Annotated in this window: 17 protein-coding genes; all 17 read left to right on the top strand. The window is 70.0% G+C overall.

Going from position 1 to position 13916, the window contains the following annotated elements:
• Nucleotides 1-136 precede the first annotated feature (136 nt).
• Entirely contained in the window at nucleotides 137-436 is a 300-nt protein-coding gene (locus tag ACZ7LY_RS02415; RefSeq protein WP_471622590.1) for a helix-turn-helix transcriptional regulator, read from the top strand.
• A gap of 35 nt (nucleotides 437-471) precedes the next feature.
• Entirely contained in the window at nucleotides 472-771 is a 300-nt protein-coding gene (locus tag ACZ7LY_RS02410; protein WP_471622589.1) for a hypothetical protein, read from the top strand.
• 501 nt (nucleotides 772-1272) lie between these two features.
• Nucleotides 1273-2229: a YqaJ viral recombinase family nuclease gene (locus ACZ7LY_RS02405; RefSeq protein WP_471622588.1), complete on the top strand. Its 957-nt coding sequence runs from the start codon at nucleotides 1273-1275 to the stop codon at nucleotides 2227-2229.
• Nucleotides 2226-3005, top strand: a complete 780-nt coding sequence (locus ACZ7LY_RS02400; RefSeq protein ID WP_471622587.1) for a recombinase RecT — start codon at nucleotides 2226-2228, stop codon at nucleotides 3003-3005. Before ACZ7LY_RS02405 ends, ACZ7LY_RS02400 begins: the two co-directional genes overlap by 4 nt.
• Nucleotides 3002-3349, top strand: a complete 348-nt coding sequence (locus ACZ7LY_RS02395) for a hypothetical protein (RefSeq protein ID WP_471622586.1) — start codon at nucleotides 3002-3004, stop codon at nucleotides 3347-3349. The genes ACZ7LY_RS02400 and ACZ7LY_RS02395 overlap by 4 nt, the downstream gene beginning before the upstream one ends.
• Nucleotides 3346-3675, top strand: coding sequence for a hypothetical protein (locus ACZ7LY_RS02390; RefSeq protein WP_471622585.1), 330 nt, complete (start codon nucleotides 3346-3348; stop codon nucleotides 3673-3675). The genes ACZ7LY_RS02395 and ACZ7LY_RS02390 overlap by 4 nt, the downstream gene beginning before the upstream one ends.
• 148 nt (nucleotides 3676-3823) lie before the next feature.
• A complete protein-coding gene (locus ACZ7LY_RS02385) occupies nucleotides 3824-4417 on the top strand; it encodes a hypothetical protein (RefSeq protein WP_471622584.1) in 594 nt (197 codons plus the stop codon).
• Between the two features lie 363 nt (nucleotides 4418-4780).
• Nucleotides 4781-5689 (top strand): hypothetical protein, encoded by a 909-nt coding sequence (locus tag ACZ7LY_RS02380; protein WP_471622583.1) that lies wholly within the window; start codon nucleotides 4781-4783, stop codon nucleotides 5687-5689.
• 9 nt (nucleotides 5690-5698) lie between these two features.
• Nucleotides 5699-6124, top strand: a complete 426-nt coding sequence (locus ACZ7LY_RS02375) for a WhiB family transcriptional regulator (protein WP_471622582.1) — start codon at nucleotides 5699-5701, stop codon at nucleotides 6122-6124.
• 39 nt (nucleotides 6125-6163) lie between these two features.
• On the top strand, nucleotides 6164-6775 hold the full coding sequence (locus ACZ7LY_RS02370; protein WP_471622581.1) for a hypothetical protein: 612 nt from the start codon (nucleotides 6164-6166) through the stop codon (nucleotides 6773-6775).
• A 275-nt stretch (nucleotides 6776-7050) separates the two neighbouring features.
• Nucleotides 7051-7212: a hypothetical protein gene (locus ACZ7LY_RS02365; RefSeq protein ID WP_471622580.1), complete on the top strand. Its 162-nt coding sequence runs from the start codon at nucleotides 7051-7053 to the stop codon at nucleotides 7210-7212.
• Nucleotides 7213-7576: 364 nt separating this feature from the next.
• Entirely contained in the window at nucleotides 7577-7759 is a 183-nt protein-coding gene (locus ACZ7LY_RS02360) for a hypothetical protein (RefSeq protein ID WP_471622579.1), read from the top strand.
• Nucleotides 7760-8675: 916 nt separating this feature from the next.
• Nucleotides 8676-9131: a phage terminase small subunit gene (locus tag ACZ7LY_RS02355; RefSeq protein ID WP_471622578.1), complete on the top strand. Its 456-nt coding sequence runs from the start codon at nucleotides 8676-8678 to the stop codon at nucleotides 9129-9131.
• On the top strand, nucleotides 9112-10719 hold the full coding sequence (locus ACZ7LY_RS02350; RefSeq protein WP_471622577.1) for a terminase: 1608 nt from the start codon (nucleotides 9112-9114) through the stop codon (nucleotides 10717-10719). The genes ACZ7LY_RS02355 and ACZ7LY_RS02350 overlap by 20 nt, the downstream gene beginning before the upstream one ends.
• Nucleotides 10720-10732: 13 nt before the next feature.
• Nucleotides 10733-12187, top strand: a complete 1455-nt coding sequence (locus ACZ7LY_RS02345) for a phage portal protein (protein ID WP_471622576.1) — start codon at nucleotides 10733-10735, stop codon at nucleotides 12185-12187.
• Nucleotides 12184-13233, top strand: a complete 1050-nt coding sequence (locus ACZ7LY_RS02340; RefSeq protein ID WP_471622575.1) for a VG15 protein — start codon at nucleotides 12184-12186, stop codon at nucleotides 13231-13233. Before ACZ7LY_RS02345 ends, ACZ7LY_RS02340 begins: the two co-directional genes overlap by 4 nt.
• 64 nt (nucleotides 13234-13297) lie before the next feature.
• Nucleotides 13298-13915 (top strand): hypothetical protein, encoded by a 618-nt coding sequence (locus ACZ7LY_RS02335; protein WP_471622574.1) that lies wholly within the window; start codon nucleotides 13298-13300, stop codon nucleotides 13913-13915.
• Nucleotide 13916: the final 1 nt, after the last annotated feature.

The following is a 13916-nucleotide window of genomic DNA, read 5'->3' as shown; positions in this document are numbered from 1 at the left end:
GTTGAGACATGTTCGAATTGTGACCCCACGCACAGCTGGCGAACCCTCTCGGCGCCCGCTACCTTGATCGTCGTCGGCCCTAAAAAGCCCGACAAACAGGGATTTTACTGGCCCCGTCCGTCACCGAGGAGCTTCAATGACGACCCTCCACGATTCGAACACTGACCCCTCTCCGCCCGGCCTTTTAACCACCACCGAAGTGTCCGAGCGCCTGCGGGTGTGCAAGGAAACGCTCCGCCGCTGGCGGGCCCGGGGGGAGGGGCCCGAATTCGTGAAGATCAACTGTCGCGTCGTGGTCTACGAGACCTCCGCCGTGGAGCGCTGGTTAAGCAGCTGCAAAGAGGAAACCGCCCAGGACCGCCGGGCTCGCGCTCACGAGATGCGCCCGTATGAAAGGGCACTCACCGCTGTTCCTCTCCAGAAGACTTCCCGGTGAACCCGCCAACTTCCTATATCTGTAGGGAAATTGCTATGCCCACAGTCACTTTTGTCGACGAGCTTCCCGCCGCCCAGACCCGCAATGAAGAGACCGCCGCTTGGGCGGAAGAAGTGTCCGCAACTCTGCGGCAGGTCCAGGGCCAATGGGCGATCGTCGAGCGCGGCCGGCGGGCAGCGGCCCGGACCGCCGCCGTCAAGGGAGCGCTGGTCGTCTTCCGTCCGGCCGGTTCCTTCGAGGCCGCAACCCGCACGGTCGACGGCGAGATGCGCTGCTACGCCCGCTACGTCGGCGGCCCCGAGGCGAAGAGTGTGCCCCGACAGCACCAGGCCTGAATTTCACCTCTGAAAAGCGCACACGAAACCGCCGGGGATCGGCGTGACGCCCGTTGCCGCGGGTGGCACGTCGAGGCCCCTCCCAAGGAATGGAGGAACCATGTCCATGATGCCTGATCCCGCCGGCCCCGATGACCTAAGCGCCGCTGAGGTCACTGACTCCTTAGGGCGTGCACAGACCGTGTGCCACCTTGCGGCCGGTCGCATACCCCCATCGCTTCAAGGGCGCCTGATGGCGTCGACAGCCCAGCAGCAGGCAAAGCACGCTCGCGCCGGCGGCGCCGTGACTGGGCGGACCGTGCATCTGACAGAAAGGTGCGACACGGAGGGGTGCGGGCAGGTCGACAACGAACAGCCGCTGCCTGCTGGCTGGTTCGTGGTCTGGGCCTCCGCAGACCGCGACGGGCTGATGGCCTGCTCCGGGTGGTGCGCGACGCGGCTGGTAGCGCGCGCGGACGTGTGGTCGCTGCGCGGACATGCGGCCGGGCCGGGGGCGGACACATGATGACCGTAAATGTCCGTCCCCCGGAGGCGGACGTCCGTCTGCCGGGCGCGCGGCTGCTCGGGCGCCCGGCGCCGGGCAGTGCACTGTGGGACGCGCTGCACTACGGCCCGGACCATGTGACGGCGACGCAGGCCGCGGTCATTCTCGGTGTCTCCTCGTGGATGTCCCCCTACACCCTGCACTGCGTGAAGGCCGGACTGGTCACACCGGAACGGAAACAGTCCGCGGCCATGTCCTGGGGGATGCGCCTGGAGTCGGCCATCGCGGACGCGTTCGCCGAGGCGCACCCGGACATGTCCGTACTGGACACCGGCACCTGGCGGTCGGCGGCGCGTGCGTATCAGGTCGCCACCCCGGACCGGCTGCTCGCTGACGGGGACGGGCGGACGTGTGGCCTGCTGGAAGTCAAGACCGCCCGCTACGACACCGGCTGGGGTCCGGACGGCTCCGACGATCCCGGGGACATTCCGGTCTCCTACTACTGCCAGGTGCAGTGGCAGCTGGACTGCCTCGGCCTGGACACGGCGTATGTGGCCGTACTGATCGCGGGCAGTGACTTCCGCACGTACCGCTTCGGCCGGGACCGTGCGGGCATCGGCAGGATGCGCCAGGCGGCGGAGGACTTCCTCGCGTCCGTCGCGTCCGGACACCGTCCGCAGTTGGACGGCAGCGTGTCCACCTACGACACGGTCCGCCGCCTGCCGGACGTCTTCTGCGACGAGGAGGCGGAGGTGTCCGCCACGGTGGCCGCAGCTTTCCGGGCATCCGTGCTCGCTCTGAAGGACGCCGAGGCCGCCAAACGTCTGGCTGCGTCCGCCCTCCTCGACGGGTTGGGCTGTGCCCGCCGTGCCGTCCACCTGGGCCAGACCGTCGCTACCCGCACCGCGAACGCGGACGGCTCGACGAAGGCACTCATCCCGAACAAGAACTTCCTGAAGGACAGCGCCCAATGACCTCCCCCATCACCACGGCGGTGGCCCGCCGGCAGTCTGACCCGGCTGCCGTGATCGGCGCGCACAAGGGCGACTTCGCCACCGTGCTGCCCTCCCACATCAAGCCGGAGACCTTCGTCCGCCTCGCCCAAGGCGCCCTGCGCCGCGACGTCAAGCTCGGCCAGGCCTTCGCCAACGATCCGGGCCAGGCGATGTCCGTCCTGCTGGACGCGGCCCGCCTGGGCCTGGACCCGGCCACCGAGCAATATCACCTGGTCCCGTTCAAGGGGCGGGTGCAGGGGATCGTGGGCTGGCAGGGGGAGATCGAACTGATCTACCGGGCCGGCGCAGTCTCTTCCGTCATCGTCGAGACCGTCCACGACGGGGACGAGTTCGCCTATGAGCCGGGGCGGGATGAGCGTCCCCGGCACGTCATCGACTGGTCCCTGGCAGACCGCGGGCCGCTGCGGCTGGTGTACGCGTACGCGGTCATGAAGGACGGCGCCACCTCCAAGGTGGTTGTCCTGAACAAGACGGACATCGAGCGGGCCAAGAAGACCAGCCAGGGCGCCGGCTCGCCGTCCTCCCCGTGGACCCTGCACGAGGCAGCCATGTGGTCCAAGACGGCCGTGCACCGGCTCGCCAAGTACGTGCCCACCAGCGCCGAATACATCACCGCCCAGGTCCGCGCCGTCCGCCAGGCCGACACCCCCACCCCGCCCACCGCGCCAGAGCCGGAGCCGGACGTGATCCACGCCGAGTTCGTCGACGACCAGGAGCAGGAGGCCGGCGCATGACGGCCGGTGCCGCCGACGTTCTCAAGGACGGGGGCATAGCCCGCGCCGATACCCACGCGGACCAGGGCTGGAAAAGGCGCGCCGATGACGCGATCCGGCTGCTGGCGTACGCGCTGCCGCCAGAAGAGACGTTCCAGGCCGCCGACGTCGCACAGCTGGCCGGCGAACCCGAACACCCCAACGCCTGGGGCGGGCGACTCAAGGCCGCCGCCGCGGCCGGCGTCATCGAGCCCGCCGGCTACGCCAGATCAGCGCGCCCCACCGTGCACTCCTCCATCGTCTGCACCTGGCGCGGCACCAGCCACTACCGCTGCCTGCCTGCCGGCACCCGGGAGGGCATGTGAACCCGTCCAAGCGCAAGGGCACCGCGTGGGAGACGGCGATCGTGCGGACTCTGCGGGAGCACGGGCACCCCCATGTCGAACGCCGGGCCCTGGGCGGCGCGCAGGACCGGGGTGACATCGCGGGCCTGCCCGGAGTCGTGATCGAGGCGAAGAACACCGCGCGCCTGGAGCTGGCCGCCTGGCTCGACGAACTCGCCGCCGAAATGCGCACCGACAGGGCCGACATCGGCGCCGTGTGGCACAAGCGGCGCGGCAGGTCATCCCCGCTCGACGGCTACGTCACCATGCCCGCCCGCGTCTTCCTCCGCCTCCTAGCCGACCGCTGAGCCCCACCCGACACGTCCTCGCCGCCGGCACCGCAGCACGCCATCAAAGGCCGCCTTGGGCCCGGAGGTTGCCGCATCGATTCCGCAACACCACGAGAGAAGAACCGCGTTGAGCCCTGAGGAGCAGCCCGCAGCCACGCCCGGCAGCGTGCCGAACGCCTTCGGCAACGCCCTCGCCTGGAAGTGGACGCGGCAGATGCCCACCGCCGTCCGGCGATCGGGCCTGCCCACGCTCCTCTATGCCCTGCGCGCCATGGCCAACGCGGCGGGCGAACTGCGCTTCGGCGACCGTAAGCCGATGCGGATCCAGGACATCGCCAAGGCGGCCTGTGCCGACGAGAAGGACGCGCGCCGGTACCTGGAGGCAGCCATCCGCGCCGGCGTCGTCATCATCCGTGGCGAGCGACGTCGAGGAGCGGCCAACCTATACGCACTCGTCCTCGCCCCCTTCCCCGACTGGGCCGCCGCTGAGGACTACCTGAAGTCCACCGCGAGGAAGCCCGGCAAGCGCGGGACGGCGTGGCGGGCTGGCGGAAGTTCGGGGGACCGCGCCCCGAACCAGTTCGGGGGACCGCGCCCGGAACTTGGGGCCGAAACCGAGGATGAAGTTCGGGGGACCGCGCCCCGTATGAGTTCGGGGGACCGCGCCCCGAATGGTTCGGGGGACCGCGCCCCGAACAACCCAGGTACTTCCCAAGGTCTTCCCAAGACGAGGACGAGGTCGGTTTTCAACCTCAGGTAGTTGGGCCCACCCGACCCCAACCGATCGACCTCGTGACCACGAACACCGCCGCCCCTGGTCGGCCCAGGGCGGCCGGCTCGCTCGGTCCACCACACCCCACAAGCCCGCACCGGCGCCACCCACACCCACACGAAAGCGAGGCCACCACGTGAACCCCAAGACGCCCACCACCCCGCGCTGCGCCGCCTGCCGCCGCTGGCTGAAACACGGCACGGCCTGCGAGCAGCGCCTCCAACCCGCAAGCCCCAGGCCGAGTTCGACACCGAGCACCGCACCGGTCCCCGGGATCGACGGACAGATCGCACTGCCCCTGACCGAACACCAACCCACCCTCTGGTCCCTGTGACCGCAAAGGAGCCCTACATGACCGAGACCCCGACACCTGCCGCCGGCCAGGTCTGGCAGGACAACGACCCGCGCAGCTACGGCCGCAAGGTCCACATCGTCGAGATCGCCGACACACACGCCCTCGTCGAACTCCACCAACCACGCGGAGCTGGCCACAACACGAAGCCCGGACGCCGCACCCGCATTCGCCTCGACCGCTTCAAGCCCACCAGCACCGGCTACCGCTACCTCGGCACCTACCCCACGCAGTGCTCCGGTGAGCCGGGCCCCTGCCCCGAGCACGGGCATCACACCGAGTCGCTGAAGCAGAACGCCGAGCCCGAGACCGACCACTGCCTCGACAACCCGCTGCTGGCCGCCCAGCTCGGCCGCCCGGCGCGCTTCCCTCACTGCCCGCCCGGCGCTGGCCCAGTTCCGGCCACGCATTGGATCAAGCATGTGCAGCGCCACCACCCGGAAGCCGCCCCGTCCCGCACCGACCAGAACCTCCGCGACCGCATTGCCCAGACTGCCCTCCGCGCCGTTGAAGCCGCGCTCGGCGACACCCTGACGCCTTCCGCGAGGGGCGAGGCGCTCGCCGGGATCGCAGCCGTCCTCCCCGCGCCCGCCGACCGGGCCGCCGTGCTCTACGAGGCCGCCGACCACCTGCGGACGCTCCGCAGGAGCGAGACAGAGTGGCTGCCCGCGACCGGGCTGGCGAGCGGCGAACAGGAACTGCGCCGCCTGGCCGACAAGGCGCAGCAGGGCGAGCCCGCGCCGTCCGCAGCATCCGCCGAGCGAGACGCCCTGCTCCGCCTGCGCGCCGTTGAGCGCCTGTGCTCGGGCCGCCCCGGCTACCACACGATCACCGTCAAGGAAGTGCTCACCGCCATGAGCGACGCCGCCGACGAGGCGCAGCAGGCAAGCATCCGCCCCCGACCGTGAAGGCTGCCCGTGAACCCCGACACGCTCCTGCCCCACTTCCTGCCTGCTCCCGGAAGCAACCTCCTGCCCTGCGCCGCGCCCGGTACCAACCCGGAGGTGTTCTTCAGCAACGACCCTCTCGACATCGCCACCGCCCAGGCCGTCTGCGCTACCTGCCCCCAGGCGCACCGCCGCGCGTGCGCCGCCTGGGCCGCCGAACAGCGTGAATGGGGCACCTGGGGCGGCACCACCGAACACGAGCGCGCCCGCGCGGGCCACCGCCCCACCGGCTGGTCCGGCACCCCGGCACCCCGCGACCTCAAGCCCTGCGGCACCGATGCCGCCTACTACCGCCACGTACGCAACGGCCAAACCCCCTGCCCGCCCTGCTCCGCTACGCACCGGGCCGTCGAGCGCCGCAAAGCCGCCCGCCGCCGCGCCCGCAACACCGCGTAGCCCACCACCCCGCACGCACCCAGCACCCAAGGGAGCCCCGTGGAAACCCCCGCCTGCACGCACTGCGCCCGCACTCTGCGGGCCGACGAGATGGGCCGCTACCTGTGCCGCCTGTGCGAGACCCGCACCGCCCAGCAGCTCACCGGCATACCCGCCCTCGCTCGGCAGTTGGCCGACATCCTTGAACCCGGCCCCCGTCCCAACACCGGCGCCCGGGCTTCCAGCCGCGTCCACTCCCCGGCCCCCTGCAACCTCGACGCCCTCTCGCTCCTGGGCCCCGGCGGCATCACCGCTCACCTCGACACCTGGGTACGCGACTGGTGCGACCACCTCGACTGGCAGCCGCCCCCCGCCTACCGGGGCGACCCCATCACCCAGGCCGCCCGCTTCCTGCGCCTCAACCTGCCCTGGGCCGCCGAACGCCACCCGGCCGTGGACGACTTCACCCGCGAGACCAGCGAACTGCACCACCAGGCCGCTGCCTTGCTCGACCCGGCGCAGCGGTCTCACCACATAGGACACTGTCCCGTTTGCAGTCACGGCCTCAGGTTCCGGCCCGGACACGTGCACGTTCGCTGCACCTTCTGCGGCGGCCGCTGGGATGTCCTTGAACTGGCGAAAGTGATGCATGGCACTCCCACCGCCCCATAAAACGGTGACAGCGTGAACCCATTTGGGGTATGCTGAAGACACAACAGAAAAGAGGTGGGAGTGAAAATCTCCGAGGAAATCCGAAACTGGATCTCCCAGGTCATCATTCCGCTGATAACCCTGTGGCTCACCTACAGGGCAGGACGCGAAAGAGGCCGAAAAGACGACCAGGATTAGGAGAAAGGGAGGCCCGGGGCGAGTGAAGCGCCCCGGCCCTCCCCCTCGAAGACTCCCACACCCCGCGCCCCGCCAACAAGAACAGGAGAAGCACCCGCATGCCACTGCGCCGCCCATGGCTGCCGATCATCCCCCTGATCGCCATCATCGTCACCAACCCCCTCCCCATGAGCGAGACCGCCCACTGGGCACTCATCACCATCTGCCTCGCCCTAGCCGTCGCCGCATTCATCTGGACCCGAAACAGCAATGGGAAGTAAACGCCCCGCCCTCCGCCTCGCGGGCCTCACCGAGGCCGCCGACGCCATGGGCATCACCAAACAGGCAGCCGCCCGCGCCCTGAAGAAACCAGGCGCACCCTCCCCGCTCGCCGAACTAGCTCAGGGCCCCGTATGGGACCTCGACCAAATCGAAAGCTGGAACAGCCAACGCCACCGCACCCCAGGCCGCCCCCGCAAAGAAACACCACCACCAGGTCACTGACACCAGCAGTTGCTTGCGCCTCACGCCGTCTGAAACACTCACAGACACCGGCACACGTATGCCCAACCACTACTTGAAGGCCCCGAGAGCGGACACCCCGCCCGGGGCCTTCGCCATGCCCCGGGCGGAACGGAGACGAACGTGTCCTCAACCACACCCATCACCTGCGACACCGTCGCCGCCGCTCGGCACTACCACCTGCGCCCCGCCCTCATCCGCCTCTGGCTCCATCGCGGCCACCTCACCCACCACGGCCACGACCCACGAGGACGCGCCCTCGTCGACCTCCACGAAATCCGCGACCGGATAGGGCGAACGCAGTGACCACCAAACCGAGCGGAACCCTCCACCACGGCGACGCCCTCACCCTCCTGCCCACCCTGCCCACCGCCTCAGCCGACGTCGCCATCCCCGAGCAGCCCCCTCTCCCTTCGGACACACCCCCAGCCTGATCAGGCATAGCCCCCCGTCTGACTGGCCATGCCCCGGGTCCCGGCGCAGCGAAGGGCACTGTCGTCTACGCCTCTGCGGCCCGACAAGCGTGAAGCTGTGCAGCGCGTCGCTCGCGGTACAGCAGCAAGCGATACCACCAGCAGCGGACCCAGCGTGCCCGTAGGGAGGAGCCGCTTGTGTCTCGTCGTGCCCTGTCCATCTGCCCCACGGCCGGCTGCCCCGAGGTGACGACCGGCGGCCGGTGCCCCACCTGCCGGAGAGCGGCCGAGCAGCGGCGCGGCAGCGCGCGCCAGCGCGGCTACGACCGCGACCACGAGCAGCAGTTCCGGCGGCCGGTGCTCGACCGTGATCCGGTGTGCGTCATCTGCCGTACGCGACCGAGCCAGCACGCTGATCATTGGCCGCTGTCCAGGCGCGAGCTGTTGCAGCGCGGAGAAGATCCCAACGACCCGAGGCGCGGTCGCGGTCTGTGCGCCTCGTGCCACGCGCGACACACAGCAGCAGCTCAGCCAGGAGGCTGGAACGCAGCGAACAACGGCTGAGACGACGAGCGCGCGGCGCCGAGGACGGTACCGGTGCGAGCCCGAAGCGGCACCACGGGGCCAGGGGCGGCGAAAATCGTCACGGAAAGTGACAAAACCCCTGGGGGATACCCCCTTGTCCCCTCCTGCAAAGAACCGTCGGAGAGGCGACCCGCTGTGTGTACGGGATTGAGGATCTCCCCGGCCCCCTTTCCGTCACGTTCCGTAACCCCGCTTCTCTGGCTCTGGAGAGGAGGCGATGACCCATGGCCGGTGTAGGACCGGTACCGAAGGACCCGAGCCAGCGACGGCGGCGCAATGCCGACATCACCGCGGGCGCCGCCCTTCCCCGTAGCGGCCCCGAGGGCCCGACGCCCCCGCTCCCGGGAGGCCACGACTACGACACACGGACCCTGTCCTGGTACGAGACGTGGCGCACCGCGCCGCAGGCGGCAGCGTTCCTGGCCACGGACTGGCAGCGGCTGCACATGCTCGCTCAGCTCGTCGAGCAGTACTGGCAGGAGCCGCGCAAGGACCTGCTGGCAGAGATCCGGCTCAACGAATCGTCCCTGGGCGGTACGGCGGCGGACCGGGTGCGGCTGCGCTGGACCGTGGCCGACGAAGAAAAGCCGGCCGCGTGCAAGGCCCCGGGCAAGAGCAAGGCCGCCGCGTCCCGGCGCGATCGGGTCCTGAAGGTCGTCCATGACCAGCCAGGAAGCTGACGGCCTGGTTTCGCTCGGGTTCGCCGCGGTCGACTGGATCGAGCACTACCTGTGCCACGGTCCCGGGGACGTCCAGGGCGATGACCTGGTCATCGACGACGAGATGTATGCCTTCATCGTCCGCGCCTACGAACTCGACCCTCTCACCGGCCGCCGCAAGGTCAACCGCGCGTTCCTGTCGCGTCCGAAGGGCCGCGCCAAGTCGGAGCTGGCCGGGGCGCTGGTGTGCTTCGAGGCGCTGGGACCGTGCCGGTTCGACGGTTTCGACGCGGACGGCGATCCGGTGGGCCGGCCGCAGACGTACCCCTTCATCCGGTGCCTGGCCACCGAGGAGAATCAGTCTGGCAACACCTACGACAACGTCACCGCCATGCTCGACCATCTCAGCGAGCATTACGGCGACGAGTTCCCGGGGCTGGACCTGGGCCGCAGCGCGCAGACCTCCAGCCGTATCTACATCGAGGGCGGCGGGGAGATCGTCCCCTCGACCTCCTCCGGCGCAGCGAAGGACGGCGGCAAGGAGACCTTCGCCGTCTTCGACGAGACGCACCTGTACGTGCTGCCGGAACTGCGGGCGATGCACAAGACGGTGCGCCGCAACCTCGTCAAGCGCCGGGCGGCGGAGCCGTGGTCGCTGGAGACGTCCACGATGTACGCGGTCGGCGAGAACAGCGTGGCCGAGGCGACGCACGAGTACGCCAAGGCCATCAAGAAGGGCAAGGTGCGGGACGGGGGGCTGCTGTTCGATCACCGCCAGGCGCCGCACGTGGAGGACCTGCACAATGACGCCCAGCTCATGCCGGCCCTCAAGCACGTCTACGGCGACGCGTCCGGCTGGATGGATCTGGAGCGCATCGCCTCCGACATCCGGGAGCCGGACACCGATCCGGCCGACGCCCGCCGCTACTTCCTCAACCAGCCGGGCACGGCCTCCGCGCGCGCTTTCGACCGGGCCCGCTGGGACGAGCTGGCCCGGCCCGGATTCGTGGTGGCGGACGGCGAGGCGATCACGATCGGGTTCGACGGGGCCCGGTGGCGCGATGCGACCGCCCTGGTGGCCACCCACCTGACCAGCGGCCACCAGTGGCCGCTGGGGATCTGGGAAGCGCCCGCGAACAAGCAGGCGGCCGATGCCTGGGAGGTGCCCGAGCATGAAGTGACCGAGGTACTCCAGGACGCCTTCGACACCTGGCGGGTGGTGCGGCTGTACGCGGACCCGCCCTGGTGGGAGGAGACAGTCGCCTCCTGGCAGGGGCGGTGGGGCAGCTCCCTGGTAGCCGAGTGGTGGACACACCGCGCCCGCCCGATGGCCTTCGCGCTGCGCGCGTACCGGACGGCCATGACAGCCGGTGAGATCAGCCACGACGGCGACGAGGTCCTGGCCCAGCACATCGGCCACGCCGTCAAGCGCGACGCCCGCGTCAAGGACGACGAGGGCAAGCCGATGTGGACGATCCAGAAAGACCGCCACGACTCGCCGCGCAAGATCGACGCGGCCATGGCGGGCTGCCTGTCCTGGGAAGCCCGCCGCGACGCCATCGCCGCCGGCGCCGCGGGCGAAGAGAACGCATACGTATGGATCGACTGACAGGAGGCGGCCAGTGGAGTTGTGGAAGGCCCAGGCCCTGGCCGACCGGCTCATCTCGGAGTTGCAGGCACGGACACCAGAGATCCAAAAGCACGTCGACTACTACCGCGGAAAGCACCCCCTGCGGTTCGCTTCGGCGGAGTTCCGTAAGTACTTCGAGGAGCAGTACCGGGGGTTTGCGGACAACTGGACGCAACCGGTCGCGGACAGCCCTGTGGAGCGGCTGACGGTGACCGGAGTGAAGCCGGTCGGGGGCGGCGCGGACAGGGAGTTGTGGTCGGTGTGGCAACGCAACGGTCTTGATGCCGATTCCCAGCTGAGTTTCACCGGGGCGGGGACGGCGGCGCGGACCTTCGCGCTGGTGTGGGGCGACCCGGACGCTCCGGACGTGCCGCGGGTGACGTTCGAGGACGCCCGGCAGGCCATCGTCGCCTACGAGCCCGGCTCACGCCGCAGGCGCCGGGCAGCGCTCAAGACCTGGCAGGACGGTTCGCGCGAGTACGCCACCCTGTATCTGCCCGATGAGGTGTGGAAGTTGCAGCGGCCGGCGCTGGGCACGCTGGTGCGCAAGTCACTGATCATGGAGCAGGTCGACGATCTCCTGTACGCGTGGGAGCCCGTGGACCGCGGTGAGGGAGTGCCCAATCCGCAGCCCAACCCACTGGGTGTGGTGCCGATGGTCGAGCTGCCCAACCGGCCGTTGCTGGCGGATGATCCCATCTCGGACGTGTCCGGAACCGTCGCTATGCAGGATGCCCTCAACTTGCTTTGGTCGCAGCTGTTTACGGCTGCGGACGGTGCTGCTTTCCCGGCGCGGGTGATGATGGGCCAGGAGCCGCCCAAGACCCCGATCCTGGACAAGAACGGGCAGAAGGTCGGTGATCGGCCGGTGCCGCTGGAGAAGTTCGCCGCCGGGCGGGTGATGTTCTTCGGCAACAAGGACGCGCGCATCGGCTCGTGGCCGGCGGCCAACCTCACCGCCTACACCGACGTGATCGAGGTAGCGGTCGGCCACATCGCCGCCCAGACCCGCACCCCCCAGCACTACCTGATCGGCCGCATGGCCAACCTGAGCGGGGATGCACTGATCGCCGCCGAGACGGGCCTGGTCAAGAAGGTGCAGGAGAAACAGCTCTGGTACGGCCAGGCGCTGCGCGAGGTCTTCCAGCTCATCGCGCTGGCCCGCGGCGAGAGCGCTCGCGCGGACGCGCTGGTCGGGGGCGAAGTGCTGTGGGCTGATGCCGAATCGCGCAACACCGCCCAGCTCGCCGACGCCTTGTTGAAGCTCCGCCAGATCGGTTTCCCCTTCGAGTGGCTGGCCGGCCGCTACGGGCTGACCCCGACCGAGATCGCTGACCTGATGGCCATGCGGGAACGCGAGGCGGACGCCGACCCGATCTCGGCGCTGGTGAACCCCAAGCCCGCCCCCGAATTCGCCACGGTCGGCGCGGGAGGTGAGGACGAGTGACGGACACGACCGTTGCCGAGCGGCGCGGGTCGGTGCGCGTGGAGAGCCTGGCCGCTGCCTACTACCGGCGCCAGAACCGTCTGGCCGCCGCCGCGTCGCGCTTGGCGGCGCAGTGGTGGCGCCGGATGCCCCGCGCCGACATCGACCTGTACTGGCGTCTGCACGCCGCCGCGCTGTGGGCCATCGTGGCCGCGATGCAGGAACAGGCCGCCGAGAGCGCCGACACCTACGTCTCCGCGATCTTGGCCGCTCAGGGAGTCGATCCGGACCCGGACGGACGCATCCGGACGGCCGCTTTCGCCGGGCGGGCGGCCGACGGGCGCCCGCTGGAGTCGCTGCTGTACCAGCCGCTGATCACCACCAAGACCCTCATCGGCCGTGGCATCCCTGAAGGCGCCGCGTTCGAGCGGGGACTGGCCGAGCTGCTGAACATCACCGGCTCCGAGGTCGCCGACGCCGGTCGCTCGGCGGCCGGGGCGCGTATCGCTTCGGATCGGGCGTGCGCGGGATACGTGCGAATGTGCTCGGCGGGCGCCTGCGCGCGCTGCTCGATCCTGGCGGGGCGGGTCTACGCCGTCAACCAGGGCTTTCGCCGGCACCGGCGCTGTCACTGCTACCACGTGCCGATGGCCCGCCAAGCCCGCTGGAAGCAGCTCGCCCGGACCTACGTGGAGGATCCGCGCGAGCACTTCGAGCGCCTGACCAAAGCCGAGCAGGACCGGCTCTACACCAAGGCCGGTGCGGAGGCCATCCGCGACGGCGCGGACATCGCCCAGGTCGTCAACGTCCGTCGCGGTGGGCTGTACACCGCCGACGTCTTCGGCCGGCGGGTGCAGGCCACCTACGAAGGCACCCGGCGCCGCTCGACGCCGTTCGTGCAGGGGGAACTGCGGCGCGCGATCGAGAGAGGCGAGCTGCCGCGCGGGCACAGCGGGCGCGGGTGGCGCACGAAAGCGCCGCGCCTGACTCCGGAGGCCATTTACAAGGTCGCTTCCGACCGAGACGAGGTCATTCGGATGCTGAAACGGTACGGCTACATCTACTGACCACCTCTGAACCGACCATCAGGGCCCGCGCAATGCGGGCCCTTCGCCATGAAAGGAGGGCGCAATGCCCACCGAAGAGAACGCCTCCGTCGCTGACGAGGACCAGGAGCAGGGCAGCGGCCGGACCGAGGACCACGGCCAGGAGCAGGAGGCCGACCCTGAGGGTGCGGACCAGCTCGGTGACGCCGGGAAGCGCGCGCTGGATGCCATGAAGGCGCGCTACAAGGCTGAGCGGGAGGCACGGCGCAAGGCCGAAGCCGAACGCGACGCCGCCCAGACGACCGACGAAGAGGCCCGCAAGGCCCGCGAGCTGGAGCAGGCCGCCCTTGCCAAGGCCAACGAGCGCATTCTTCGGGCAGAGATCCGCGCCGCCGCCAAGGGCCAGCTCGCCGACCCGGCCGACGCGCTGACCTTCCTCGACCTGGACGCGTTCGAGGTCGGCGCCGATGGCGCGGTGGACGCCGACGAGATCGCTGACGCGATCGGTGCCCTGATCAAGTCCAAGCCCTACCTGGGCACTGCGGCCGCACGCACGCCCCATTTCGCCGATACCGGCGACGGCGGCGCCCGCGCCGGGCAGGGCACCAAGCCCCAACTCACGCGCGAGGAGCTGGCGAAGCTGTCGCCGGCAGCGCGCATGACGGCCTTCACCGAGGGCCGCTGCAAGAACCTCACCGGCTGAC

It is taken from the genome of Streptomyces sp. NPDC107550, from assembly GCF_055639095.1.
This window is presented reverse-complemented; position numbering and strand designations above follow the sequence as displayed.